This window comes from Rhodopila sp., from assembly GCF_965277825.1.
In the GTDB taxonomy this organism is placed as follows: Bacteria; Pseudomonadota; Alphaproteobacteria; order Acetobacterales; family Acetobacteraceae; genus Rhodopila.
Window position 1 is genome coordinate 1,780,144 of record NZ_OZ255846.1, and the last position, 22,150, is coordinate 1,802,293.

Annotated in this window: 24 protein-coding genes and 1 pseudogene; 6 read left to right on the forward strand and 19 right to left on the reverse strand. The window is 65.5% G+C overall.

All coding sequences use genetic code 11. The annotated features are described in order from the left end of the window. Positions 1 to 58: 58 nt before the first annotated feature. The 5 genes from ACQY4T_RS08990 to ACQY4T_RS09010 form a co-directional block, all read right to left on the reverse strand. Positions 59 to 253 (reverse strand): (2Fe-2S)-binding protein, encoded by a 195-nt coding sequence (locus ACQY4T_RS08990; RefSeq protein WP_428540422.1) that lies wholly within the window; start codon positions 251 to 253, stop codon positions 59 to 61. A gap of 217 nt (positions 254 to 470) precedes the next feature. Then, positions 471 to 1,985, reverse strand: coding sequence for a S41 family peptidase (locus ACQY4T_RS08995; protein ID WP_428540425.1), 1,515 nt, complete (start codon positions 1,983 to 1,985; stop codon positions 471 to 473). Beyond that, the gene (rnr, locus tag ACQY4T_RS09000) at positions 1,985 to 4,045 is read right to left on the reverse strand and encodes a ribonuclease R (RefSeq protein WP_428540428.1); all 2,061 of its coding nucleotides are present in this window, start codon (positions 4,043 to 4,045) and stop codon (positions 1,985 to 1,987) included. Before rnr ends, ACQY4T_RS08995 begins: the two co-directional genes overlap by 1 nt. A 439-nt stretch (positions 4,046 to 4,484) precedes the next feature. Continuing rightward, positions 4,485 to 4,955 carry a cupin domain-containing protein gene (locus ACQY4T_RS09005; protein WP_428540431.1) on the reverse strand — a complete coding sequence of 157 codons (471 nt, stop codon included), beginning with the start codon at positions 4,953 to 4,955 and terminating at the stop codon, positions 4,485 to 4,487. 133 nt (positions 4,956 to 5,088) lie between these two features. Then, positions 5,089 to 6,114 carry a polyprenyl synthetase family protein gene (locus tag ACQY4T_RS09010; protein ID WP_428542771.1) on the reverse strand — a complete coding sequence of 342 codons (1,026 nt, stop codon included), beginning with the start codon at positions 6,112 to 6,114 and terminating at the stop codon, positions 5,089 to 5,091. Between the two features lie 55 nt (positions 6,115 to 6,169). On the opposite strand from ACQY4T_RS09010, the gene ACQY4T_RS09015 reads away from it, so the two are divergent. Further along, entirely contained in the window at positions 6,170 to 6,604 is a 435-nt protein-coding gene (locus tag ACQY4T_RS09015) for a DUF2007 domain-containing protein (RefSeq protein ID WP_428540434.1), read from the forward strand. Next, positions 6,601 to 7,362 (forward strand): tRNA1(Val) (adenine(37)-N6)-methyltransferase, encoded by a 762-nt coding sequence (locus ACQY4T_RS09020; protein WP_428540437.1) that lies wholly within the window; start codon positions 6,601 to 6,603, stop codon positions 7,360 to 7,362. Before ACQY4T_RS09015 ends, ACQY4T_RS09020 begins: the two co-directional genes overlap by 4 nt. 150 nt (positions 7,363 to 7,512) lie before the next feature. On the opposite strand, the gene ACQY4T_RS09025 is transcribed toward ACQY4T_RS09020, so the two are convergent. From ACQY4T_RS09025 to ACQY4T_RS09065, 9 genes are all read right to left on the reverse strand, one after another. After that, positions 7,513 to 7,833 (reverse strand): hypothetical protein, encoded by a 321-nt coding sequence (locus tag ACQY4T_RS09025; RefSeq protein WP_428540440.1) that lies wholly within the window; start codon positions 7,831 to 7,833, stop codon positions 7,513 to 7,515. A 613-nt stretch (positions 7,834 to 8,446) separates the two neighbouring features. Beyond that, positions 8,447 to 8,749, reverse strand: coding sequence for an EthD family reductase (locus ACQY4T_RS09030; protein ID WP_428540443.1), 303 nt, complete (start codon positions 8,747 to 8,749; stop codon positions 8,447 to 8,449). Then, the gene (locus ACQY4T_RS09035; protein WP_428540446.1) at positions 8,746 to 9,447 is read right to left on the reverse strand and encodes an ATP-binding cassette domain-containing protein; all 702 of its coding nucleotides are present in this window, start codon (positions 9,445 to 9,447) and stop codon (positions 8,746 to 8,748) included. The genes ACQY4T_RS09030 and ACQY4T_RS09035 overlap by 4 nt, the downstream gene beginning before the upstream one ends. After that, on the reverse strand, positions 9,440 to 10,318 hold the full coding sequence (locus ACQY4T_RS09040) for an ABC transporter permease (RefSeq protein WP_428540449.1): 879 nt from the start codon (positions 10,316 to 10,318) through the stop codon (positions 9,440 to 9,442). The genes ACQY4T_RS09035 and ACQY4T_RS09040 overlap by 8 nt, the downstream gene beginning before the upstream one ends. Further along, positions 10,305 to 11,273, reverse strand: a complete 969-nt coding sequence (locus tag ACQY4T_RS09045; RefSeq protein WP_428542774.1) for an ABC transporter substrate-binding protein — start codon at positions 11,271 to 11,273, stop codon at positions 10,305 to 10,307. The genes ACQY4T_RS09040 and ACQY4T_RS09045 overlap by 14 nt, the downstream gene beginning before the upstream one ends. Beyond that, entirely contained in the window at positions 11,273 to 12,121 is an 849-nt protein-coding gene (locus ACQY4T_RS09050) for an ABC transporter permease (RefSeq protein WP_428540452.1), read from the reverse strand. Before ACQY4T_RS09050 ends, ACQY4T_RS09045 begins: the two co-directional genes overlap by 1 nt. Beyond that, positions 12,118 to 12,867 (reverse strand): ABC transporter ATP-binding protein, encoded by a 750-nt coding sequence (locus ACQY4T_RS09055; protein WP_428540455.1) that lies wholly within the window; start codon positions 12,865 to 12,867, stop codon positions 12,118 to 12,120. The genes ACQY4T_RS09050 and ACQY4T_RS09055 overlap by 4 nt, the downstream gene beginning before the upstream one ends. A 180-nt stretch (positions 12,868 to 13,047) precedes the next feature. Then, positions 13,048 to 13,476: a GFA family protein gene (locus ACQY4T_RS09060; RefSeq protein WP_428540458.1), complete on the reverse strand. Its 429-nt coding sequence runs from the start codon at positions 13,474 to 13,476 to the stop codon at positions 13,048 to 13,050. Between the two features lie 220 nt (positions 13,477 to 13,696). Further along, positions 13,697 to 14,698 carry a ribonucleotide-diphosphate reductase subunit beta gene (locus tag ACQY4T_RS09065; protein WP_428540461.1) on the reverse strand — a complete coding sequence of 334 codons (1,002 nt, stop codon included), beginning with the start codon at positions 14,696 to 14,698 and terminating at the stop codon, positions 13,697 to 13,699. A gap of 246 nt (positions 14,699 to 14,944) precedes the next feature. Here ACQY4T_RS09065 and ACQY4T_RS09070 point away from each other — a divergent pair. Together ACQY4T_RS09070 and ACQY4T_RS09075 are read left to right on the forward strand one after the other, a co-directional pair. Next, a pseudogene (locus ACQY4T_RS09070) lies at positions 14,945 to 16,585 on the forward strand (thiamine pyrophosphate-requiring protein); the annotation flags it as partial. Between the two features lie 246 nt (positions 16,586 to 16,831). Continuing rightward, positions 16,832 to 17,275 carry a GNAT family N-acetyltransferase gene (locus tag ACQY4T_RS09075; protein WP_428540464.1) on the forward strand — a complete coding sequence of 148 codons (444 nt, stop codon included), beginning with the start codon at positions 16,832 to 16,834 and terminating at the stop codon, positions 17,273 to 17,275. Between the two features lie 54 nt (positions 17,276 to 17,329). Here the strand turns inward: ACQY4T_RS09075 and ACQY4T_RS09080 are convergent, their stop codons facing one another. Continuing rightward, complete coding sequence (locus tag ACQY4T_RS09080; protein ID WP_428540467.1) at positions 17,330 to 17,560, reverse strand: hypothetical protein; 231 nt, start codon at positions 17,558 to 17,560, stop codon at positions 17,330 to 17,332. 120 nt (positions 17,561 to 17,680) lie between these two features. On the opposite strand from ACQY4T_RS09080, the gene ACQY4T_RS09085 reads away from it, so the two are divergent. After that, entirely contained in the window at positions 17,681 to 18,403 is a 723-nt protein-coding gene (locus ACQY4T_RS09085) for a maleate cis-trans isomerase family protein (RefSeq protein WP_428540470.1), read from the forward strand. Positions 18,404 to 18,484: 81 nt separating this feature from the next. On the opposite strand, the gene ACQY4T_RS09090 is transcribed toward ACQY4T_RS09085, so the two are convergent. Then, on the reverse strand, positions 18,485 to 18,892 hold the full coding sequence (locus ACQY4T_RS09090) for a chromate transporter (protein ID WP_428540473.1): 408 nt from the start codon (positions 18,890 to 18,892) through the stop codon (positions 18,485 to 18,487). Between the two features lie 118 nt (positions 18,893 to 19,010). After that, positions 19,011 to 19,589 carry a chromate transporter gene (locus ACQY4T_RS09095; protein ID WP_428540476.1) on the reverse strand — a complete coding sequence of 193 codons (579 nt, stop codon included), beginning with the start codon at positions 19,587 to 19,589 and terminating at the stop codon, positions 19,011 to 19,013. 166 nt (positions 19,590 to 19,755) lie between these two features. Here ACQY4T_RS09095 and ACQY4T_RS09100 point away from each other — a divergent pair, with 166 nt between their 5' ends. Then, positions 19,756 to 20,520 (forward strand): AraC family transcriptional regulator, encoded by a 765-nt coding sequence (locus ACQY4T_RS09100; protein WP_428540479.1) that lies wholly within the window; start codon positions 19,756 to 19,758, stop codon positions 20,518 to 20,520. Between the two features lie 5 nt (positions 20,521 to 20,525). Here ACQY4T_RS09100 and ACQY4T_RS09105 read toward each other — a convergent pair whose 3' ends face one another. Together ACQY4T_RS09105 and holA are read right to left on the reverse strand one after the other, a co-directional pair. Beyond that, on the reverse strand, positions 20,526 to 20,903 hold the full coding sequence (locus ACQY4T_RS09105) for a hypothetical protein (RefSeq protein ID WP_428540482.1): 378 nt from the start codon (positions 20,901 to 20,903) through the stop codon (positions 20,526 to 20,528). A gap of 221 nt (positions 20,904 to 21,124) precedes the next feature. Continuing rightward, positions 21,125 to 22,150: a DNA polymerase III subunit delta gene (gene holA, locus ACQY4T_RS09110; RefSeq protein ID WP_428540485.1), complete on the reverse strand. Its 1,026-nt coding sequence runs from the start codon at positions 22,148 to 22,150 to the stop codon at positions 21,125 to 21,127.

Genomic DNA, 22,150 nt, shown 5'->3' on the forward strand with positions numbered 1-22,150 from the left:
CGTTTCGCGGCGACGACCTAGCCGCTAACCAAACCCACTTGCAAGCAAGCTATCGCGTTCAATCCACGCCCTGCAGGTCGGCCAGCATGCCATCCTCACCCCGCAACAGCGCGACCATTGCCCTGACGCATTGCCCGCATTGAGCACGGCAGCCACAGGCGGCGTACACCCCGCTCGGGTTGGTGGTGCCGGCGGTCGCAGCGGCCTGCTTTACCTGACGATCGGTCAACGCGTTGCAGAGACAGATATACACGCGATCGTATCCTCGCTGTGGTGAGGAGCCCGGTCCGAAACGCTACTTCCGAAACACCAAGTCTGCCTCACTCTTGCCCATGCGATCTGGCCGATGCGCACATGCGAATTAATCGCAACTCTGGTGCCCAGAGTCATCTGACAATAGCGTTATCGGCAAAACCTTTCCTGTCTTAGCGGCAGTTTGGCGATGGCCGGGGGCCAAAGCGCCACCACGATTACTGCTCCTCAAACGGCTGCAACAGCGCCGCCGCGTAGGCCGCCGGGTCGGCGATCAGTTGACGAGCCGCCGCCAGGTCCCGCTCCCGCCCCTCCGAGGCCGGGCACGGCGTGCGAAGTTCCAGCACCACTGGCGCCGGCAGCGGCAACCGCGCGGCTCGCGACCGCCGGATCGCCTCGGCCATCGGTTGAAAGCCGTCGGAAAGCGCCGCCATTTGCCGGTCCAAGGCCTCCGGTCCCAGGCTGGTGCAAACCTGCGGCATCACCCCCAGCCCCTGGATCGGCCAGCCCAGCGGCGCCAGCGTCTGACTCCAGGTGACAAACAGCTCGCCGCCGTCCGGCAGCGGGTCGATCGTCTGCACCATCCCCTTGCCCACCGTCCCGCTGCCGACCACCACGGCGCGTCCCCTGTCGGCTAGCGCCGCCGCCAGGATCTCCGCCGCACTCGCGGTATGGCCGTCGACCAGAATAACCAGAGGTACATCCTCGGCCAATTCGCCCTCGACCGAGCGCCAGACGTTCATCGAGTCCGGATCGCGCCCGACGGTGGTCGCCACAACCCCGGCCGGAAGGAAGGCATCCGCCGCCGTCACCGCCTGGCGCAGCAGCCCGCCGCGGTTGTTGCGCAGGTCCAGCACGATGCCATCGACCGGATGCGCTCCGGTCACCGCGTCCTGCACCGACAGCGCCAGATGCGACGCCGTGCTGTTACTGAAACCGGTGATCCGCAGCACCAGGACATCGGCAAACCGCTGCGCGAAAACGGTCTCGGGGGGCACCATCACCCGCACCAGAGTGGCCTCGCGGCCATGCCCGTCGCGGCCATGCCAAGTCAGCGAAACGGAGGATCCCTCGGGCCCGGACAGCAACGCCGCGATCGTCGCCGGATCCTGGTCCCGCGTCCGCTGCCCGTCGATCGCCGTCAGGATGTCCCCCGCCCGGATGCCGGCAATCGCCGCCGGGCTGTCGCGCACCACCGAACTCACCTCGATCGAGGCGCCGCGCAAATCGACCACCACCCCCAGCCCCGCTCGGCCGCCCCGCCTGGCCCGATCCTCACCCGCCTCCGCCGGCGGCACATAGCGCGAATAGGGGTCCAGACGACCGAACATCTGGCTGAAGAAAGCTTGCACCACCGCCTGGGTCCCAGCTCGCCTGACTGGCGGCGAAATCCCAAACCCCGCCGACGTCAAGGAAGCGGCAGCGGTGGCCCACGCCGCCGGCGCCTGGTCGCCGGGCGCGGCGATATCGAGTACCAGTTGGTCCGCCCTGAACAGCCGCAGCCGCCCATCTGTCGCCACCACCCGCAGCTCGGGATCCAGCGTGCTTAGCCCCTGCAAACCCCATAGCGTCAGTTGCGGAACGTCAACCGGGTCCAGAATCCGTGGCGCGACGAAACTCAACGCCTCAGTGTAAACTGCGGCCACCCGCTGCTGATCGAACATCGCCGCGGCCGGCGGCTCGGCATGCGCACGGCCGACAACGAACAGCACCAGAAGGACGCCAATTCGCATCACCAGCCGGCGGACCGCTTTCCCGAACCGCGCTTTCCTGAACCGCGCTTTCCCGAACCAGGCGCCCCAGAACCCACCGCCGCCCCTGGCGGATTAGCTTTCGCCCGGGTCTGACCGGGCGCTCGGCCCGAACGCGGCTTCCCACCCCCGGCGCCACCGGAGCCCGCGCCCAGAACATGAAACACCATCCCGCCGGTCACCGGATTGGCTTCCGACAGCAGCACCTCCACCTCTTCCGCCAGCCGGAACACCTGTTGCGTGCGCCGACCGGTCAGCGTCTGCTGGCGTTCGTCATACTGCCAATAGTCGTCCGGCAAAGAGGCGAACGGCACGATGCCGGTAGCTCCGGTCTCGGTGACGGTCACGAACAGCCCAAAACGAGTCACTCCGGAGATGCGCGCCGCGAAATGGCCGCCGATCCGCCCGGACATGAACGCCGCCAGATAACGGTCGATCGCGTCCCGCTCCGCCTGCTGCGCCCGCCGCTCCGTCGCGGTGATGCGGTCGCCGAGTTCGGCGAACTCCGCCACCTGATCGTCGCTGAGTCCGTCGCGCCCAAGCCGTAGACCCCGGATCAAGGCGCGATGCACCAACAGATCGGCATACCGACGGATCGGGCTGGTGAAGTGTGCGTAACGCGGCAGTGCGAGGCCAAAATGACCAATGTTGTCCAGGCTATATGCCGCCTGCGACTGACTGCGCAACATCACCTCGCTGATCAGTTGCGATTCCGCGGTGCCCGCGTAACGCCGCAAAACCCGGTCGAAATCGCCGGGATGCAGTTGGTTGCCCGCCGGCAGCGAAATCCCCAGAGTCGCCAGAAACCCGCGCAGCGAGTCCAGCTTGTCATCCGACGGCGGCGCATGCACGCGATACATGCACGGCATATGCAGCGCTTCCAGTTGCTCGGCCGCCGCGACGTTGGCCAGCACCATGAATTCCTCGATCAACCGGTGGCTGTCCAGCCGAGGCCGCGGCGCCACGCTGGCCACCCGGCCCTGGTCGTCGAGCACCACCGCGCGTTCGGGCAGATCAAGGTCCAGCGTGCCACGCTGCATCCTGGCACCCAATAGCGCTCGGTACGCGGCGTACAGATGGACCAGCGGCGGACCCGAGTCACGCCCCTCGTTCGCCGCCGCCTGAACCTGCTCGTAGGTCATCCGGGCGGCACTGCGCATCAGTCCGCGACCGAACCGATGCCCGATCTTGCGGCCGCCGCGATCGATCCGCATCTCGACGAACAGGCAGCCGCGATCCTGCTTCGGGCGCAGGCTGCACCAGCCATTGGACAACTCCTCCGGCAACATCTGCACGACACGGTCGGGGAAGTAAACGCTGTTGCCGCGCGCGGCGGCGGACACGTCCAGCGCCGAAGCGGGCTTCACGTAATGCGCCACGTCAGCGATCGCCACCAGCAGGCGAAAGCCGCCGGCAGTGTCAGGGTCCGGTTCGGCGAATACGGCGTCGTCGAAGTCACGCGCATCCGCCCCGTCGATGGTGATCAGCGGCACCTCGCGCAGGTCGGTGCGGCTGCCTAGGCGGACCGCCCGCGCCCGCTTGGCCTCGTCTAGCGCCGCATCGGAAAACGCCTGCGGGATGTCGTGACTGTGGATCGCTATCAGGCTGATCGAGCGGGCGTCGCCCAGCTTGCCCAATCGCTGCAATACCCGAGCCGGCTTCAGCCCCAGATGCTGCTGCCGGGCGAGTGGTTCGGCCAGCACGATCTCGTCGGCCTGAGCGCCCGCGTCCTGCCCCGGCGGCACGATCCACTCGGCCTTTGACCGCCGATCGGTCGGTTCGATCCGATTGTCGCGCCCGCGTCTGAACACACCAAGGATGCGGCCCGGGGCCGCGTCGATGCGCCGCAATGTCCGACCCTCGTAGCGCCCTGGCCCGATCGGGGTCAGCCGCGCCAGAACCCGTTCTCCAGGCGCCAGCGCCGGCGTGCCAGGGCGTTCGGGCTGCATCAGCACCATCGGCGCCGGCCCGGCCGAACGTTGCCAGTCCGCCGGGCGCCCAACCGCGTCACCATCGGGGTCAGTGCCGGTGATCTGAACCACCGCGGTATCAGGGAGTCTGGCGTTGCCGCCTTGCCTCGACGAGCGTTGCCAAGACGGCACACCGTCCCGAGGGACAGGCTTGCCTCGAGGTCTGGTTCGTTTGGCCACTGAATTCACGACCGCCAATCTGACCAGGACACAGTGCCACAACGCCCGGGCCAGTGCCATGACAGCTTGACTGGTGTCCTTGCCCGATCGTCATCACGGGCTGCTGCGGATCGAGGCCCGGTTCCGGCCACCGCCTGAGATCGGCCGCCGCGCCGCCCATCCCGGTCTCAACTGCGCCGGCCGCTGCAAGCGCAGCGCAATTTCCAATACCTCTGCGCGGAGAGATTGACGGGTTGCACGCAGGCTCTGCGCAATCCCTGGGCCGTGGGTCTGATACCGTTTTGATAACGGATCGACCTTACGTAACTTTTGCGGGCCGCTGCACGCTCCATCAATCGAACCGAAGGTCCTCCGCCGTAAGTGCCGCAGCAATTCCCGGCATCTTCGCTTCAAAACCAGCCGGCGTGTTTAGACTGATGAAGCCCACTTCCACCGTGCCTCTGTTCGCAAAATCGTGGGGGGTGCCTCCCGGGATGACGGCGTAACCGCCTGCGTCCAAAATGGACCACCGTCCATCGACAGCTAAGCTGAGCGACCCTTCGATCACATAAAAGATATGGTCGTCGCTATGAGCATGAACGCCTGGGCCTCTTGTGCGCGGTTCCAGCCACCACTCGGATATTGAGTAGCGACCCGCCGTCTCATCTCGGTCCGCTTTGAAAATGGCCCGCATCCGCCCCATCTCATAAGCACGACCATTCTTCGCGGGAATGACAACCGGCTGCCTGACGGGCTCAGTCAAAGCGACCTCCTCTCTGTCACGAATGCCCCATTGCTCGTTGTAATAACGATAATGGGTCAAATGGAGCCAGCCGAACCCTTGGCTGGCAGACTAGACAATTTCCAGCCTGACTACACAGGCCGCAAATGCTCAAGCTCTTTGTTTGTCGCATGATTACGCCGCCTGACCGCTCCGCCTAAGCAGCGATCATGCTCTATCGCAACCGTTGCACCGTATAGTCCGCGACATCGGCCAGTGCGCGGCGGATCGCACTGTCGGGAAACACCAAAAGCGCTGCCTTCGCCTCCTGCACGAACCATTGCGCCCGCTCCAGCGTGGCTCGGATCGCGCCGTGCCCGGCGATCAGGTGCATCGCATGATCCAGGTCGGCGTCGGTCTGCTGCATCGCCTCGATGGTGCGTTGCCAGAATGCTCGCTCGCGTTCATCGCCGGCCACGAACGCCACCAGCACCGGCAGGGTTATCTTGCCCTCGCGGAAGTCGTCGCCGATCGTTTTGCCCAGCGTCGCCTGGTCGGCAACGTAGTCCAGTGCGTCGTCGACCAACTGAAAGGCGATCCCCAGCTTCATGCCATAGGCTGCCAGCGCCGTTTCCTCGCGTTCCGAGCGATCGGCAACCACGGCACCGATCTGGCAGGCGGCAGCGAACAGCGCCGCGGTTTTGCCCTGGATGACCTCCAGGTAGCGGGCTTCGGTGGTAGTCAGGTCGTTCTGCGTCACCAGTTGCAGCACTTCGCCTTCGGCAATGGTCGCCGCGGCGGCCGACAAGATCGCCAGCACCTTCAGTGAGCCATCCTCGACCATCAGTTGAAATGCCCGCGCGAACAGGAAGTCGCCGACCAGCACCGACGCCTTGTTGCCGAACACCGCGTTGGCCGACGCCAGGCCGCGGCGCAACTGGCTCTCGTCCACCACGTCGTCGTGCAGCAGGGTAGCGGTGTGGATGAACTCGACGCAGGCCGCCAGCTCGACGTGACGCGCGCCGCCGTCGCGGTCCGGGTAGCCGCACAGACGCGCCGCCGCCAGCGTCAGCAACGGTCGCAGCCGCTTGCCTCCGGCCGCGACGATATGCGCCGCCAGTTGCGGTATCAGCGTAACCGGGCTGTCCATCCGCCCGACGATGACGTGGTTGCAGGCTTCCAGGTCCGCCTCGACCAGGTTGACCAGGGCCGACAGCGCATCCTCGCTCGTGTGTTCGGTTGAACCGGACACGAGCGCCACGCCTGGATCGAGGGGGCTGGCGACGTCGCCCAATTTGTTCTCCCGACTTGCCCAAATGGGCGTGTTGCTTTGGAGCGCAACCTTCATATCGGTGGGCATCAAATCGGGTCAAGCCAGCCCCCCGCGAGCGATGCGCCGCGAAGTTCCTGCCGCCGCGCCGCCACCCCTCCCCGCCGCAAACCAGGATTGTGCAGCCAAATCAACGCCCCTGGCGGCGTACACCCGGCCGCCAACGCTCGCCATCGCGGTTGCACCCGAGTCTCATCCGGCCCACCATTGCGCCATGCGAGTGGTCGTCACCTCGAATAATATGATCAGGCTATCGTTTCTGACCGTGCTTCTGGCCGATGCCGGGATCGAGGCCGTCTTGCTCGACACCCACACCAGCGTGCTCGAGGGCAGCGCCGGCGCCATCCAGCGCCGGCTGGCGGTCAGCACCGAGGACTATGCTCAGGCCTGCCGAATTTTGCAGGAAGCCAACGAAGGGTGACCGCCGACGCTCGCTTGCTGGGCGGTCGGGTCATCTACCACCAGCCGCCAACCGGCTTTCGCAGCGGCATTGAGCCGGTGTTGCTCGCCGCTTCGGTTCCGGCGCGACCGAACCAGCAGGTGCTGGAGGCGGGCACCGGTGCCGGCGCAGGCCTGCTGTGCCTGAACGCCCGCGTTCCGCATCTGCTGTCTACCGGCGTCGAGGTTGACGCCGCACTCGCCGCGCTGGCGGCTGAGAACGCCCGCGCCAACGGCTTCACCGGCATCGGGATCCTGGCTGACCCTATCGAAACCGCCTCGTTGCCGCAACTGTTCGACCATGCGTTCGCCAACCCGCCGTACCACGCAGCCGACGGCACCGCCTCCCCGGACCCCGCCCGCGATACCGCGAAGCGAGGCTCCGACATGCTGATCGCTGGCTGGATCGACCGACTTAGCCGCTCTCTGCGCGACCGCGGCAGCCTGACCTTGATTGTCCCGGCCGCAAGGTGCCCGGCCTGCCTGACGGCGATGGCCGTCAGCTCCTGCCCCTGCTCAGTGCTGTTTCCGCTCTGGCCGAAGCCAGGACGCAGCGCCAAGCTGGTTATGCTGCGCGGCATCAAGAACGCACGGGGCACGATGCGGCTGGCTGCAGGACTTGTCCTGCACGCCCCCGATGGTGGTTTTACCCAGGTTACTCAGGCGATTCTGGCAGGCGGCGAGGCACTGACCCTGGGCCACGGGACCGGACGTGGCCCCGCCAGCGAAAACAATGTCTGAAAGGAAACGGCGCGCGCACCATTTGGCTCGATCGTCCGGATCGATGGTTACCCCGCGGGCTAGATAACCTCAGTGGAGAATCCCAGTGGAACGTTGGCTTGGAATTTAGGCTTGGAACGCTGGCCCGCAGCGCCGGCGCTGGCCGGCCGCCTAGACCTCATCCACGTTGGGATGACGCAAATGCCATAGCCGCTCGTGCGCAGCGATCAGGCTCTCCATGTTGCGCCGCCTGGTTCCGTCCGGCGTCAGCGGGCGGCGGGTCAACATCATCTCCAGGATATGGAGAAGCTGCTCCGCAACCTCGAAATCCGCCTGATCGCAGGCATGGTGGAACGCGATCAGGATCTTGTCTGACAATCGCCGACTGTAACGAGGAGCCGCCCCTCCGCCGGTCTCCCGACCGATATCGTCACCAATCTGGCTCACGCCCGACCCTGACATGCCCGACCCTGACATGATGGTATTCACCATCGAAACCTCCAACCCGTGCAACTCTGCACCCTCCTTCTACGAAACGCTTCGGACCATGCCTCACGCGGCGCGGGCCACAGGCCAAATCATGCACGTCGGAGAAGCGAGGCACGTTAAAATCTCGTTAACTGTGGCGCGAACATCGTCAAAAACGCAGTCGGGCCAAAAATAATTGGCACTTATGATACGATATTCGCGCGTTTCGACTCGATACACCGGATCTACTGCGCACAAAACCCTGCCGCCGTCGGTCCAATTGCCGACAAAGCGAAGGTCCTGACAAGGTTTTTTTGCCCCGGGGTCGCCGCACCGAGTCGCGGGATCAATCGCCGGCCGTGCAGTTCGGCATCCGCGTCCACTACCCCGCACCGTTACAATGGCTCCCTGGCCAGAACGTCAAACGCAAACCCTCGGCCGAAGCAGCCAGATCATCACTGGGCGGATTTCGTTGCGTTCGCCCGGGTCAGGAACATCGATCCGGTCAACGAGAACCCTACAGGTGTAATAGCGCTGGGTGGTAGCGCTCTCAACCGCGGCGAACGATCTGGCCCGTCAGTTGATGACTGGCATCGGGGCGGCGAATCCAAGCATAACCAACGTTCGAAGCGGGACCCTAGATCAGTTCATTGAACTGTATCGACGGCTGTGCATCGGTGAAGTTGGCGATATCACCCATCAGCTTGCCGCCGTTCTGTTCCATCGCCGCCGCGAATTCCGCCAGCGAATCGAACTCCAGCAGCGCGATCAGCTCGGCCGACGGCGCCCCGCTCGGCGCGCCGGTGCCATGCAGAAACTGTGTCCGCTTCAGACCGTGTGGCCCCAGCAGCGAGTTCACCAGCGGCACGTGCGACTTCACGTAGTAGTCCAGATCGAATTTCTGGCCGGCAGCAAGGTGATAAATTACCGATACGATCATGTCTGCTCTCCCGTTGTCCTGTGCACGCCCGTCAAGAAACCGAATTGCCCCACCAGCCTGGCATACAGCGCGCCATCACCGCCATCTGGCACCGCGACATCCGCGCGCAGCGTCGCCGGCACGCCGTCCAGGATCAACAGCCGCGAGGCCGCTTGCATCACCTGCGCCAGATCATGAGTGGCGGCAATCACCGCCGCCCCGGTGTCGCGCGCCCAGCGCGCCAGGCCGTCCGCCAACGCCGCTCCCAGCCTGGCATCCAGCGACGCAAACGGTTCATCCAGCACCAGCAGGTCCGGTGCCACCGCCAGCGCCCGAGCCAGCGCCACCCGCCGCGCCATGCCGACCGACAATTGCCCGGGGCGCAGCGCGCCGGCCCCGCCAAGCTGCACGCCATCTAGCAGGCCGTCGATGTCGGGCGGCTTCGCCGCAGCGGGCACCACCAAGCGGATATTCTCCGCCACCGTCAGCCACGGCAGCAGCCTGGGCTCCTGGAACACCACGCCGACGCTTCGCCAGTCGCGCCGGACGCGGCCTTCATAGCCGTCGTCGAGTCCGAGCAGAATCCGCAGCAGCGTGGTCTTCCCCACCCCCGAGGGTCCCAGCAAGGCAACCACCTCGGCACGCCGGATCGAGAACGCAACATCCTGCAGCACGGTGCGCCCGGCGGACTGCTTGCGGATGATACCAACCTCAAGCATTGCAGCGCCACGCGGTCGCGCGCCGCTCCAGCGGTTGCAGCAATGCGCTCTCGACCAGCAGCATCAATCCGGCGAACGCCAGGCCATAGGCCAGGATCCCGGTCACGTTGAAATCCTGGAAAAACAAATTCAGCTCGTAACCAACGCCACTCGGTCGGCCCAACAGTTCCACCAGCAACACGATCTTCCAGGTGATCGACAAGCCGCTGCGCCCAGCCGCGGCCAGATAGGGCAGCATCTGCGGCAACACCACGAAGCGCAGCCGACGCCCCGCCGGCAGGCGGAACGCCCGCGCCATCTCCGCCAGCCCCGAATCCAGCGCCCTCGCCCCCTCGCGCACCGTCACCACTACCGTCGGAGCCTTGGCCAGCACCACCGCCAGGATCGCCGCGGCGTCGTTCAGCCCGACCCAGACATAGGCCAGCACGACGATGACCAGCACCGGCAGATTGAGCGCGATCACCACCCAAGGGTCGACCCAGGCATTGACCCGCCCCGAACAGCCAGCGACGTAGCCCAGGACACCGCCGCCGATCATGGCAATGACGAAAGCGATCACCACCCGCGCCAGCGTGGCGACGAACGCCGCCGGCAGCGCACCGGTGACGCAGGCATGCCAGGCGAACATCGCGACCCGCCCCGGCCCCGGCAGCAACCCAGGCGAGGTGGCCAGATGCGCCCCAGCCCACCAGATCGCAACGAATCCGGCCAGCGACAGCAGCCGATCGCGGCTGATCGCGGACGGTGCGCGGACCTCGCGGGGCGCCATCCGGGTTCCGGCAGCCGCCATCCGGGTGCCGGCCGCCATCTCGGCCCCGGGCCGCGCCATCCGGGTTCCGCCGCGCGCCGCCTCGGTCTCAGCCCGTGCCATCTGTGTCCGGCCAGAACACCCCGGGCGGCAGCGTCTCGACACCTCCCGTCGCCGCCGCGCCGCCGGTCCGCCGCAGCACCACCAACAACCTCGCCGCGCCCCGCGCCTGCTCGGCCGCATCCGCCCTGCTCATGCCGGCAACGAAACCATCGCGCAGCCGGCCGAACAGCGCATCGTTATCGGCCCGCATCAGCGGACGCACCGCATCCCACTCCGCCCGCGAACCCGCCAGCTTCCGTTCCGCATCGCCTACCGCCGCCAGGAAGCCGTCGATCGCCGCCCGGTTGGCGTCCGCCCAGTCCTGGTGGAACACGAACCCCACCATGCTAATCCGCGACGAGACCCCCAGCGCGTTGACGCAGTCGGCAACCGAGACCGCCTGGCGAAATCCGTCGGCCTGCAACATGGCGACAAAATTCCAGTAGGTCAGCACCGCATCGAGTTCACCCTGCCTCAGCTTGGCCCCGAGCAGCGGCGGCGCGCCGTAAACGCAACGAGCGCTGGCCGCAAGGTCCACGCCATCCCTCGCCTTGCCCGCTGCCCGCACCACCAGCCAGGACTTGTCGGCCGGTCCGCCGGCCACGCCCAGCTTGCGTCCGGCCAGGTCGGCCAAGTCACGGATCGGCGAATCCTGGGCGGTCACGACCCCGCCGCTGGCGCTGGAGAACCCGGCAAAGCAAAGCTTGCTGCCCGCCGCCCGCTGCGCCGTGACGAACGGCCAGTCCGACAGGATGACATCGCTCGCCCCCGCCATCAGCGAGATGCGGCCGGCATCGGTGTTCGCCAGCAGCGTGCCCCGCAGCGAGAAGCCGTGCCGGGTATCCAGGTCGTGGCGCCGGATCACGTCGGCCACCCACTGCACGGTGCCGAACTGCAGGATGCCCAGCCGTACGATGGCCGGCGCACCGCCAACCAGCGTCGCCGCGCCCGCCATCAGGCCGCGCCGCCCGATCATCACGCCGGCCCCCCGCCGCGCCGCATCAACAGGCCTCGCGCCGGATCGTAGGCCAGGATCGCCCCGGTCATGAACACCACCGTCACCGAAACGACCACGATCAGCGCGGTGACATCCAGCTTGCCGTACAGCGTGAACCGGATCAGCTCCACCCCATAGGTGAACGGATTCAGTCGGCAGACGAAATACACCACCGGGCTGGACTGCTGCAGTAGCCACAGCGGATACAGCGCCGAGGACGCGAAGAACATCGGGAAAATAACGAAGTTCATCACCCCAGCGAAATTTTCCAGTTGCTTGATCAGCGACGACAGCAGCATCCCAAGCGCTCCCAGCATCAGCCCGCACAGCACCAGCGCCGGCAGCACCGTCAGGAACGACCACGGCGGCAGATCCACCCCCCACAGCGTCGCAACCAGCAGAAACGCCGCCACCTGCAGGATCGATACCGCGGTGCTCGCCAGCAACTTGGAAAGCAGCAGGAACCAGCGCGGGAACGGACTGACCAGCAGCATGCGCATGTTGCCCATCTCGCGGTCGTAAACCATCGACAACGACGACTGCATGCCGTTGAACAACTGGATCATCGCGATCAGGCCCGGCGTGACGTAGACCTCGTACAGCACGTAGGTGTCGTACGGCGGGATGATCGACACGCCAAGGATCTGGCGGAAGCCGGCGGCGAAGATGAACAGCCACACCAGCGGCCGAACCAGTGCCGAAACAAAACGCTCGCGCTGGTGCACGAAGCGCAACGCCTCGCGCCACATGATGCCGCGCAGGCAAATCAGGTATTGCCCGGCGGTGAAGCCGCGACGCTGGGCGATTTCTTGCGCAAGCTCGCTCATGCCGCCTCGGTCAGACCGGCGAACGCCGCGCGCAGCGTCTCGGCACCCGAGGCGGCGATCACCTCGGCCGCCACCCCTTGCGCCAGAGCGTGCCCTTGGTGCAAAATCAGAACGTAATCCGAAGACTCGATCTCGTCCAGTAGATGCGTGGTCCACAGCACACCCACGCCACGCTCCCGCACCAGCCGGCGGACATGGCTGACGATGCCCTGACGTGACGCGATATCCAGCCCGACGGTCGGTTCGTCCAGCACCAGCACCCGAGGTTCGTGCAACAGCGCGCGGGCGATCTCCACCCGCCGCATCTGCCCGCCCGACAGGTTGCGCGCCTTGTCGCGCGCCTGCTTCGACAGATCGACATCGGCCAGCGCGACATCGGCGCGCCGGCGGGCCTCGCGACGCCCGATGCCGTGCAGCGCGGCGTGGAACAACAGGTTGTCCATCACCGACAGATCCAGATCCAGCGTGCGCGCCTGGAACACCACCCCCAGCCGGCGCAACGCCTCACCCGGCGCTCGGTCGATCCGATGGCCGAACACGCTGATGCTGCCACTTTGCGTGTCGAACAACCGAGTGATCAGCGACAGAAGCGTGGTCTTGCCGGCGCCGTTCAATCCCAGCACCGCGGTGAACTGGCCTTGCGCGACCGCCAGCGAAACCCCGTGCAACGCCCGGCGAGTGCCATAGGCGTGGCTAACCCCCTCGACCGACAAAGCTGCTGGCCTGACGCTGGAAATGACGTTCATGCCGACCGGTTGGCCCCAGCCGCAGTCAGCCGAAAACCGCCAGGACAGCGGTTCGGCCGAATCCAGGGACTATTCATTTCAAAATTGCATCCTCCCTCCGCGCAGAGGCCTCGAACCCGCGCCCTGCCGACCCCAAAAGTCGCCGCGCCGCAGCCCGGCCGCCGCAGTTCCGCGCCGCCGCTACTCCGCGACGAGGTCGCCCGAGCCGCCGAATTCCTTCGGAAAATCCTTCATCTTGGGAAGCCCGTCCTTCATCGGCAGGACCGTCTCGGCATAGTTCACGTGCACGCCAGGGGCGAACGCCAGCGTCGGCAAAGTCGCTGCAAACACATCGACCAGCCCCAGCGTGGGATGGTTGGCCATCACGTGGCCGCCGCACTTGCTGCAGTACTTGCGCTGGCTCATCTCGGTCTTCTCGAACGTCGCGATGTTCTCGCCCCCGGAAACCACCCGCACCGCGTCGGGCTTCCACAGGCTGAACGCATTTACCGGACCACCCGACCAGGACCGGCACGACCGGCAGTGGCAATACCCCATGCCCTCAGGCTCGCCCGAGGCCTCGATCCGGACCGAGCCGCAAAAACATTCGCCCGCATATGATGCAGCCATGATGGAGGTCCCCTCAAACGCCACCTTGAAGTGGCCGGATTATTGCCGCCACGATGAAGCTGCCCGCGCCGTGCCGCCCAGTGAACCAACCAGCAAGGCACATCGGCAAACTCCATCGGCACGACAACATCAGCGCGACCGCCGGGCGAATGTCAATCGGCCGATCGTTACGCCCGCATCATCCACCCCCAGCCCCTCGGCCGGGCCGCTCCGCCGCCGGTTAGGTCCAGGCTTCCTCCCAGGTGCCGGAGGTCGAGGCCTTGCTGTATTCGGTCGCCCGATTCTCGAAAAAATTCGCATGCTCGACCGCGTTGAGCATTTCGTCCAACCAGGGCAGCGGATTCTTCGCCACATGGAACAGTTCGTTCAAGCCCAGCTCGATCAGCCGCCGGTCGGCGATGAAGCGGATGTACTGCTTGACCTCGCGCGGCGTCAGCCCATCGACCGGCCCCTGCTCGAACGCCAGGTCGATGAACGCATCCTCATGCGAAACGATAGTGGCGCAGGTCAGGTAGATCTCGCGCCGCAGTTCCTCGGTCCACAGATCCGGGTTTTCCTGGATGAAGGTGCGGAATAGCTTGATCACCGAGGCGCAGTGCAGGCTCTCGTCGCGCACCGACCAGGTGACGATCTGCCCCATCCCCTTCATTTTCCCGAACCGCGGAAAATTCAGCAGGATGGCGAATGACGCGAACAGTTGCAGTCCCTCGGTGAAGGCACCGAACGCGGCTAGCGTCTTGGCGATTTCGAACCGCGAATCGACGCGGAAACCGTGCATGTAGTCGTACTTGTCTTTCATCTCCTTGTATTTCAGGAACGCGGTATACTCGATCTCCGGCATCCCGATGGTATCCAGCAGGTGGCTGTAAGCCGCGATGTGCACCGTCTCCATGTTGGAAAACGCCGACAGCATCATCAGCACCTCGGTGGGTTTGAACACCTGGCTGTAGTGCTTCATATAACAGTTGTTCACCTCGACATCGGCCTGGGTGAAAAAGCGGAAGATCTGAGTCAGCAGGTTGCGCTCGCCATCGGTCAGGTTGCGGTGCCAGTCCTTGACGTCGTCGGCCAACGGCACTTCCTCGGGCAGCCAGTGTACCCGCTGCTGCGTCAGCCACGCCTCATACGCCCACGGATAGCGGAACGGCTTGTACACCGGGTTCTCGGTCAGCAGGTCGAATCGGATCGGATGCTCATCCGGCCCCCGGGTTAGCCCATCCATGTCGATCCCTTCCTGAAACCCTGTGCGGCACCGAATCGTCGCGGCTGCCGCTCCTACCCATTGTGGTGAGATGACCCGATCGGCGCAACCGCTAGTATCAAACGCCCCACTATTCATCGGCCACTCCACAACCCGATCTGATGTGGTGACGCCGCCGCCCGCCGCCAACGTTGCCAGACGGACTGCCCGGTCCTACCGTCCCCCAGATTAAGCGACAGACAACCAGCGACAGACAACCAACGACAAACAGGAGACGGCTCAATGAAGCTCGGTCAGGCAGTGGCGGAAATCATGAAGCGCGAGGGCATCGAGATCCTCTGCGGCTATCCGGTCAACCACCTGCTGGAGTTCGCCGCCGCAGCCGACATCCGCCCCGTCATCGTGCGCCAGGAGCGCATCGGACTGCACATGGCGGACGCGATTTCGCGCGTCACCTCGGGCCGCAAGATCGGCGCGTTCTGCATGCAGCACGGCCCGGGCACCGAGAACGCCTATGGCGGCGTGGCACAGGCATTCTCAGAATCGGTGCCGATGCTGGTCATCCCGCAAGGCTATCCGCGCCGCATCGCCCATATCGACCCGAACTACAACGCGGTGCGCGAAATGCGCGGCATCTCCAAGCTGGCCGAACCGGTCGGCCTGCCATCCGAGGTTGCCCACGTCATGCGCCGCGCCTTCAGCGCCATCCGTAACGGCCGCAGCGGACCCGCTATCGTCGAAATCCCCACCGACATCTGGAACGATGAGGTCGGCGAACTCGACTACGCTTCGGTCGGCGTGCACAAATACGCCCCCGACCCGATCGATATCCGCAAGGCAGCCGCGGCCATCCTGCAGGCCAAGCGCCCTGTGATCTACGCCGGCACCGGCGTGCAATGGGCCGAGGCCTGGGGCGAGTTGCGCGCCTTCGCCGAACTGCTGGGCGCGCCGGTCACCACCAGCCTGGGCGGCAAGAGCTCGTTCCCCGAAAACCACCCGCTGTCGCTAGGCTCCGGCGGCAATGCGGTGCCCAAGCCGGTGCATTACTTCATCCACAACGCCGACCTGATCATCGGCATCGGCTGCTCGTTCACCGAAACGAATTTCGGCATCAAATTCCCCAAGGGCAAGACCTTCATCCATGCCACGCTCGATCCGAACCATCTGAACAAGGATGTGGTCAGCTCGATCGGCCTGGTCGGCGACGCCAAGCTCACGCTCGCCGCGCTGATCGGCGAACTGGGCCAGACCATCAAGTCGAACCGCGATGCCAAACCGGTGGTGGCCGAGATCACCAAGGTACGCGAGGAATGGATGGAACAGTGGCGCCCGCTGCTGAACTCGAATGACGCTCCGCTCAGCCCCTACCGGGTGATCTGGGAACTGATGAACACGGTGGACCTGAAAAACACCATCATCACCCACGACGCCGGCAGCCCACGCGACCAGATCTCGCCGTTCTGGGTGTCCACCGAACCGCTGTCCTACATCGGCTGGGGCAAGACCACCCAGTTAGGCATGGGTCTCGGCCTGGCGATGGGCGCCAAACTCGCCAAGCCGGACAAGCTGTGCATCAATCTCTGGGGCGACGCCGCGATCGGCTTTACCGGCATGGATTTCGAGACCTGCGTGCGCGAGCGCATCCCCATCCTGTCGATCCTACTGAACAACTTCTCCATGGCGATCGAACTGAAGGTGATGCCGATCTCCACCGAGAAATACCGCTCCACCGACATCTCCGGCGATTACGCCGCGATGGCCCGAGCGTTCGGCGGCTACGGCGAACGGGTCACCCAGCCCAACGACATCAAGGCCGCGATCCAGCGCGGCATCGAGCAGACCCAGGCCGGCAAGCCCGCCCTGCTCGAGTTCATCACCTCCAAGGAGACCCGCGTTTCCAAGTTCTGACCACCCTTTCGTGATCGGACCTGGCCCAACACCACGGAACCGGGCCTGGTCCACTCCCACGTGGCGAGCAGCCGCAGCCAGCCATCGCGTCATGCCTGATTTGTCATGACCGGGCTTGGCTCACCTGGCGTGCCATGACCGGGCTCGGGCCGCCCCGCGCGCAATGAACTAGCTTGGCCAGTTCACCCACTTACCGGCACCGACCACAAACCCGCCGATCGGATCCTCGCCCAAAAGGCCACCAGCATGAAAATCCGCCCGGCTGACGCGTCCGACCTGCAGGCAATCACCCGGATCATCGCCGCCGCCTACCACAAATACATCGAAAGAATCGGCAAACCCCCTGGACCGATGATCGACGACTATGCCAACCACATTCGGCACCACACCGTCTGGGTCGCCGAAACCAAGCGCTCCGTTCTCGGCCTGATCGTGCTGATCCCGGAACACGACCATCTCGCCCTCGACAACGTAGCCGTCGATCCGGCGCAGCACGGGCAGGGAGTCGGACGCAGCCTCATGACCTTCGCCGAACAGGAGGCCGCACGGCGCGGCTACACGGAACTGCGCCTCTACACCCACGAGAAGATGACCGAAAACCTGGCAATGTATCCCGCACTCGGCTGGCAGGAGACCGGCCGCAGCGAACAAGCCGGCTATCAGCGTGTGTTCTTTCGAAAAGCGATCTAAACGCCGATCCGTCTGAACCGCCGCCCCTCTGCCCTCGATCGCCGCCCTAAAGGCTCACCGCTTCGGCTTTGGCTTTTCCTCATGCTCCCACTGATGCGCGGTCTCGGTCGCATGCCGATCGGAGGTCGGCATTCCGGTTGGCTGCTCCTCGATGTCGCGCTGGTGCGACGGCTTGTCCGGCTTCTCAGCGCCGGTCGTGCCGGAATTAGCCGGCGCGTCACTGGCCGGAAAACTGTCCTTTAGCGCTTTGTCCCGCTTCCACTCGGCTTTCTCAGGCGTTGCCATCGGATTCCTTTCATCCGGCGCACATGCCGGACTATCCGCTGAAACTTGCGACGCACCCCCCGGGTTTGCCGTCACACCATTCGCCTTCACGCCGCGGGCCCGCCATGCGAAACTGCCTAAATGACCCGCCCCATCCGCCTCGGCATGCTGACGCCATCTTCCAACACGACCCTGGAACCCGTCACAACCGCGATGCTGGCCGCTCTGCCCACGGTGTCAGTGCATTTCTCCCGCTTTCGGGTAACCGAGATCGCACTGACTGGCGACGCCATGGCGCAATTCGACGACCGGCCGATCCTGGCAGCGGCCGAGCTTCTGGCGCACGCCAAAGTTGACGTCATCGCCTGGAACGGCACCTCGTCCGGCTGGCTCGGCTTCGATGCCGACACAAGCCTGTGTGAACGAATCCAGGCCGCCACCGGCATCCGCGCCACCACCTCGATGCTGGCGCTGAATCAGGTCCTCGCCGAGACCGGCGTGCGCCGCTTCGGCCTGGTGACCCCCTATATCGATGCCGTGCAGCAGCGCATCGTTGCCAACTATGCCGTGCTGGGCATCACCTGCGACCCGGAGCGCCATCTCGGCATCCAGGACAATTTTGCCTTCTGCGAAACCTCCGCCGACACCATCGCCGGCATGGTCCGCGCCGTGGCGGCCGCGAAGCCGGATGCGATCGGCATCATCTGCACCAACCTGAACGCCGCCCCTCTGGTCGCCGCGTTGGAACGGCAGACCGGGATCCCGATCTATGACACCATCGCCACGGTGGTCTGGAAAAGCCTGAAGCTCGCCGGAATCGACCCTGCCCGGGTCACCGGCTGGGGCCGCCTATTCAGCCTCTAATCAGCGCCGCCGGGAACCCGCGGTAAAGCCCGGCGAATCCACCTCCGGCGCAGACTTCCGGCGCAGGCCATAGTCTGGCGTTCAGAGGTGCGGCGCGACCACGTTCACCAACGTCGCGCCAGCCAGCGCCCAGAGTGGGTTGCACGCACTGACCTTGACGAACCCGGCGGTCGCCAGGCTGATCGCCACCGTCAGCATATCGTGGTCCGCGGTCCGCATCATCGCCACCCCGCTCGCCAGCATCAGGCCAAGCGCCACCGGAACCAGCGCGCGCTTCAGCAACTCGATGCGCCAATGCCCCGACCAGCGCCCGATCATGCGCGCGGTCACCGACGCCAGCGTGCAGGACGGCAGCATGATGGCGAGTGTCGCAACCGCCAACCCGGCCAGACCCGCGAGCTGCCAGCCGATCAGGCTGACCATGATGATGTTGGGTCCCGGCGCGGCATGGGAAATGGCGAACACGTTGGCAAACGCCGTGTCACCCATCCAACCATGCACATCACCACCTGTCGCCTGATCTCCGGCAACACCGCATTGGCGCCACCGATCGAGACCAGCGAAAGCGTTGAGAATACCCGCGCGATCTGCGTCAGCAACCCGACGTTCATGCCCGTCGCTCCCGCGCCGCCGCGGCGATCGACAACGGCACCAGCACGGCAACGACCGGCACCAGGGGCCATGCCCGTAACCCGACGCTGACGAATGCCGCACCAGTGGTCAGCAGCGCCCGCGGCGTTGGCCGGATCTTGCGCGCCATCTTGACAGCCGTGCCCATCACTAGCCCGGCAGCGCCGGCCGCCGCACCGACCAGCGCGGCATTGACCTCGGGAACGCTGCTGACCCGCTCATAACCCACCGCCAGGCTGGTCACGATGACCAGCGGTACCGCCATCTGCCCGCACAGGCACAACAGCACGCCGGCCACACCTTGGAACCGGTCGCCGATGATGACGGCGGCGTTCATCGTGTTCGGGCCCGGCAGGATCTGACCGATGCCCAGGATCGCCGCGAACTCTTGCTCCGTCAGCCAGCGCCGCTCCTCGATGATTACGTGGCGGGCCCACGGCGCGATGCCGCCGAAGCCCAGCATGCCGATCTTGAGGAAGCCCAGGAACAGCTCGGTCTTGCCGACCGACCGCGCCATACCGCCCGCCGCCGCATCCTGGCCGATGTCGATCGACAATGTCCGCTCCTTCTCCCTCACACCGGCCCGACTCCCTCACACCGGCCCGAACCGCGTCTCGCCGGACAGATCATAGCAAGCTGATCTCGGCCTACTTTCGACAGCGGGCCAAATGCTATGAAGTCGGGCCATAACGAGGCAGGTTCGCGCAGAGCAGGTCGAAAGCGTGGCGCGACCGATCGTCGCCGTCGGCAACGACTACCCGAACGGACACCACCACCCGCCGCACCGCCATCGCCGTGCGCAACTGCTGTTCGCCGAACACCGCACGATGCTGGTGCAGAGCGCGCATGGCGCCTGGATGGCGCCGCCCAGCCAGGGCATCTGGATCCCCGCCGGCGTGCTGCACGCCATCATCATGCTGGGTCCGGTTGCAACCCGCAGCGTTTATCTCGACCCGGATCCAGCGCAGAGCCTGTCATCGCACTGCCGCGTGGTCGGCATCGCGCCGCTGCTCCGCCAATTGCTGATCGCGGCCGTCGACCTCCCGGCGGAATACGACGCCGAGAGCCGCGCCGGCCGGATCATGTCCCTGCTGATCAGCGAGATCGAGGCCGCGCCGGACCTGCCCCTCAGCCTACCGCTGCTAGCGGACGGAAAGCTCGCCCAGCGCTGCCGCCGCTTCATCGAGCAGCCGACCATGCGCGATACAATCGACACCTTGTGTCGGGATCTGGCGATGAGCCGTCGCCGGTTCACCCGCGAATTCCGTCATCAAACCGGACTGAGCTTTGCGGCTTGGCAGCGAAGGGCGTGCCTGCTGTCAGCCTTGCCCCGGTTATCGCGCGGTGATCGGGTCACAACGATCGCCTTCGATCTCGGCTACGCCCGTCCGGCCGCCTTCACCGCCATGTTCCGTCACGCCATGGGGATGACACCAGGCCAGTCCCGTCGGAGCGGGGGCTGGGGCGAGCCCGGGCCGCGGCATTAAACGATCTAATGCAGCGTGACCGAGTCCGGCGCCGCCCAGTCCGGAAACACCGCCAGCCGCACGCCAAGCACATTGACAACGTCGTTGAGCGAAGCAAAAACGCCGACCTCGTTCACCGCATCCCAATGCACCTGATCCAACCGGAAACCGAACGTCTCCCGGCTGATCATGAAGCTGGGACCCTTGGCGTCGTCACCGTCATCGGGCAGCACGATCATGAACGCTTCGTCGGCGCACATGCCATGCAGTTCAACCGACAGATCCGGCGCGATCTCCATCATCGCCTGCTCCATGAACGCGAGATCGGTCAGGCCGATCGGCCGCACACCCACGGTGAAGGCCATGTCCTGGATGGTCTGGAACCCGGGTCGCTTGATCGACATCGCACTCTCCCAGAAAGGCCGGCCCAGAACGGCTCGCTCAGAACCACTGGTCCAGAAACTCCGGCGTATAAACTGTCGCAGCGGCCCGCCCCAGAAACGACCCGGAGTCCAGCTGCTGCACCGAAACAAGAACGCAGTTGTTCTGACACACTGGGGAAACAAAATAAAGAATAATTAAACGGTCTGACACCAAAAAATGATACGACCCGTCTCTTAAAAAACTACCGTCTTGAGTTGCGCAACATCGCCGCCGACCGCCGCGCCAGCGTCAGAACCGCGTTCCGGCACAGCGCCTGATCCGGCAAGCCGGTCCGCTTGCAGCCGCGTTCGGCCTCAGCCAACGCCGCCATCGCCGAGGCCAGGGTCGCCGCCGGCCACACTCCCAACGATCGGGTGAACGCCCCCACCTTTTGATAGAACACCGGCGGCCGGATCGTCTTGACCGCATCGGCGGCGCCTAGCCCCTGCTCGTCCATCGCCAGCCTGGCCCGATGCAATTTGCCCAGATGGCCCAGCGCGGCACGCAGCACCTGCACCGGCGCCGCGCCCTCGGCCACCGCCGCCTCCAATGCTCGATCGGCGGTCGCCACATCCCCGGTGGTCGCGGCCATCAGCGCATCGTCCAGCGACAACCCCGCCAAATCGCCGACGCAGGTCATCGCCGCCGCCACATCCACCCGGTTGCCCGGGCCGACATACAGCGCCAGCTTTTCCAACTCCGCCCGCGTCGAAGCCCGATCGGCGCCGAGTTGCTGCGCCAGCCACGACAGCGCGTCAACGTCGATCCCAGCGCCATTGGCCCGCAACGTCTCCCGGATGGTCTCCTCCAGCGCCCGCCCCTGTTCGGGATAGCAGCCGATCGCCACGCCGTCGGCCGCCGCTTCTAGCGCGGTGCGGAGTTTCGATCGCGCCGCCAGCGTTGGCCCCTCCAGCACCACCAGCGCCGGCGCCTGTCTTTTCAGCACCAGTTGCACCGCATCGTTGGCTGCATCGGTGACGTCACGCACCCGAACCACCCGCCGTCCGCCCAGCAGAGACAATCCTGCCGATTCGTCGGGCAATCGCCTGATCTCCTCGCGCGTCAGTTCGGTCACCAGGAACGGATCATCCAGCGATCCGGCCACCGCCCGCACCAGGGTCTCGGCGCGGTCACGGATCATGCCGGCATCCTCACCGAACAGCAGCACCACGCGGCAGCCGGCGGGATCGCGCAAAAACGCATCGATCCGGGCCGGGGCCAGCTTCAC

Coding starts and splice junctions, on each gene's coding strand:
- ACQY4T_RS09015 (WP_428540434.1), top strand. CDS start 6,170: ATGGGCGTGTTGCTTTGGAGCGCAACCTTCATATCGGTGGGCATCAAA.
- ACQY4T_RS09090 (WP_428540473.1), bottom strand. CDS start 18,892: ATGGGTGACACGGCGTTTGCCAACGTGTTCGCCATTTCCCATGCCGCG.
- ACQY4T_RS09040 (WP_428540449.1), bottom strand. CDS start 10,318: ATGGCACGGGCTGAGACCGAGGCGGCGCGCGGCGGAACCCGGATGGCG.
- ACQY4T_RS09105 (WP_428540482.1), bottom strand. CDS start 20,903: ATGTCGATCAAGCGACCCGGGTTCCAGACCATCCAGGACATGGCCTTC.
- ACQY4T_RS09050 (WP_428540452.1), bottom strand. CDS start 12,121: ATGAGCGAGCTTGCGCAAGAAATCGCCCAGCGTCGCGGCTTCACCGCC.
- ACQY4T_RS08995 (WP_428540425.1), bottom strand. CDS start 1,985: ATGCGAATTGGCGTCCTTCTGGTGCTGTTCGTTGTCGGCCGTGCGCAT.
- ACQY4T_RS09075 (WP_428540464.1), top strand. CDS start 16,832: ATGAAAATCCGCCCGGCTGACGCGTCCGACCTGCAGGCAATCACCCGG.
- ACQY4T_RS09030 (WP_428540443.1), bottom strand. CDS start 8,749: ATGATCGTATCGGTAATTTATCACCTTGCTGCCGGCCAGAAATTCGAT.
- ACQY4T_RS09085 (WP_428540470.1), top strand. CDS start 17,681: ATGACCCGCCCCATCCGCCTCGGCATGCTGACGCCATCTTCCAACACG.
- ACQY4T_RS09065 (WP_428540461.1), bottom strand. CDS start 14,698: ATGGATGGGCTAACCCGGGGGCCGGATGAGCATCCGATCCGATTCGAC.
- ACQY4T_RS09025 (WP_428540440.1), bottom strand. CDS start 7,833: ATGGTGAATACCATCATGTCAGGGTCGGGCATGTCAGGGTCGGGCGTG.
- ACQY4T_RS09055 (WP_428540455.1), bottom strand. CDS start 12,867: ATGAACGTCATTTCCAGCGTCAGGCCAGCAGCTTTGTCGGTCGAGGGG.
- ACQY4T_RS09045 (WP_428542774.1), bottom strand. CDS start 11,273: ATGATCGGGCGGCGCGGCCTGATGGCGGGCGCGGCGACGCTGGTTGGC.
- ACQY4T_RS09035 (WP_428540446.1), bottom strand. CDS start 9,447: ATGCTTGAGGTTGGTATCATCCGCAAGCAGTCCGCCGGGCGCACCGTG.
- ACQY4T_RS09080 (WP_428540467.1), bottom strand. CDS start 17,560: ATGGCAACGCCTGAGAAAGCCGAGTGGAAGCGGGACAAAGCGCTAAAG.
- ACQY4T_RS09060 (WP_428540458.1), bottom strand. CDS start 13,476: ATGGCTGCATCATATGCGGGCGAATGTTTTTGCGGCTCGGTCCGGATC.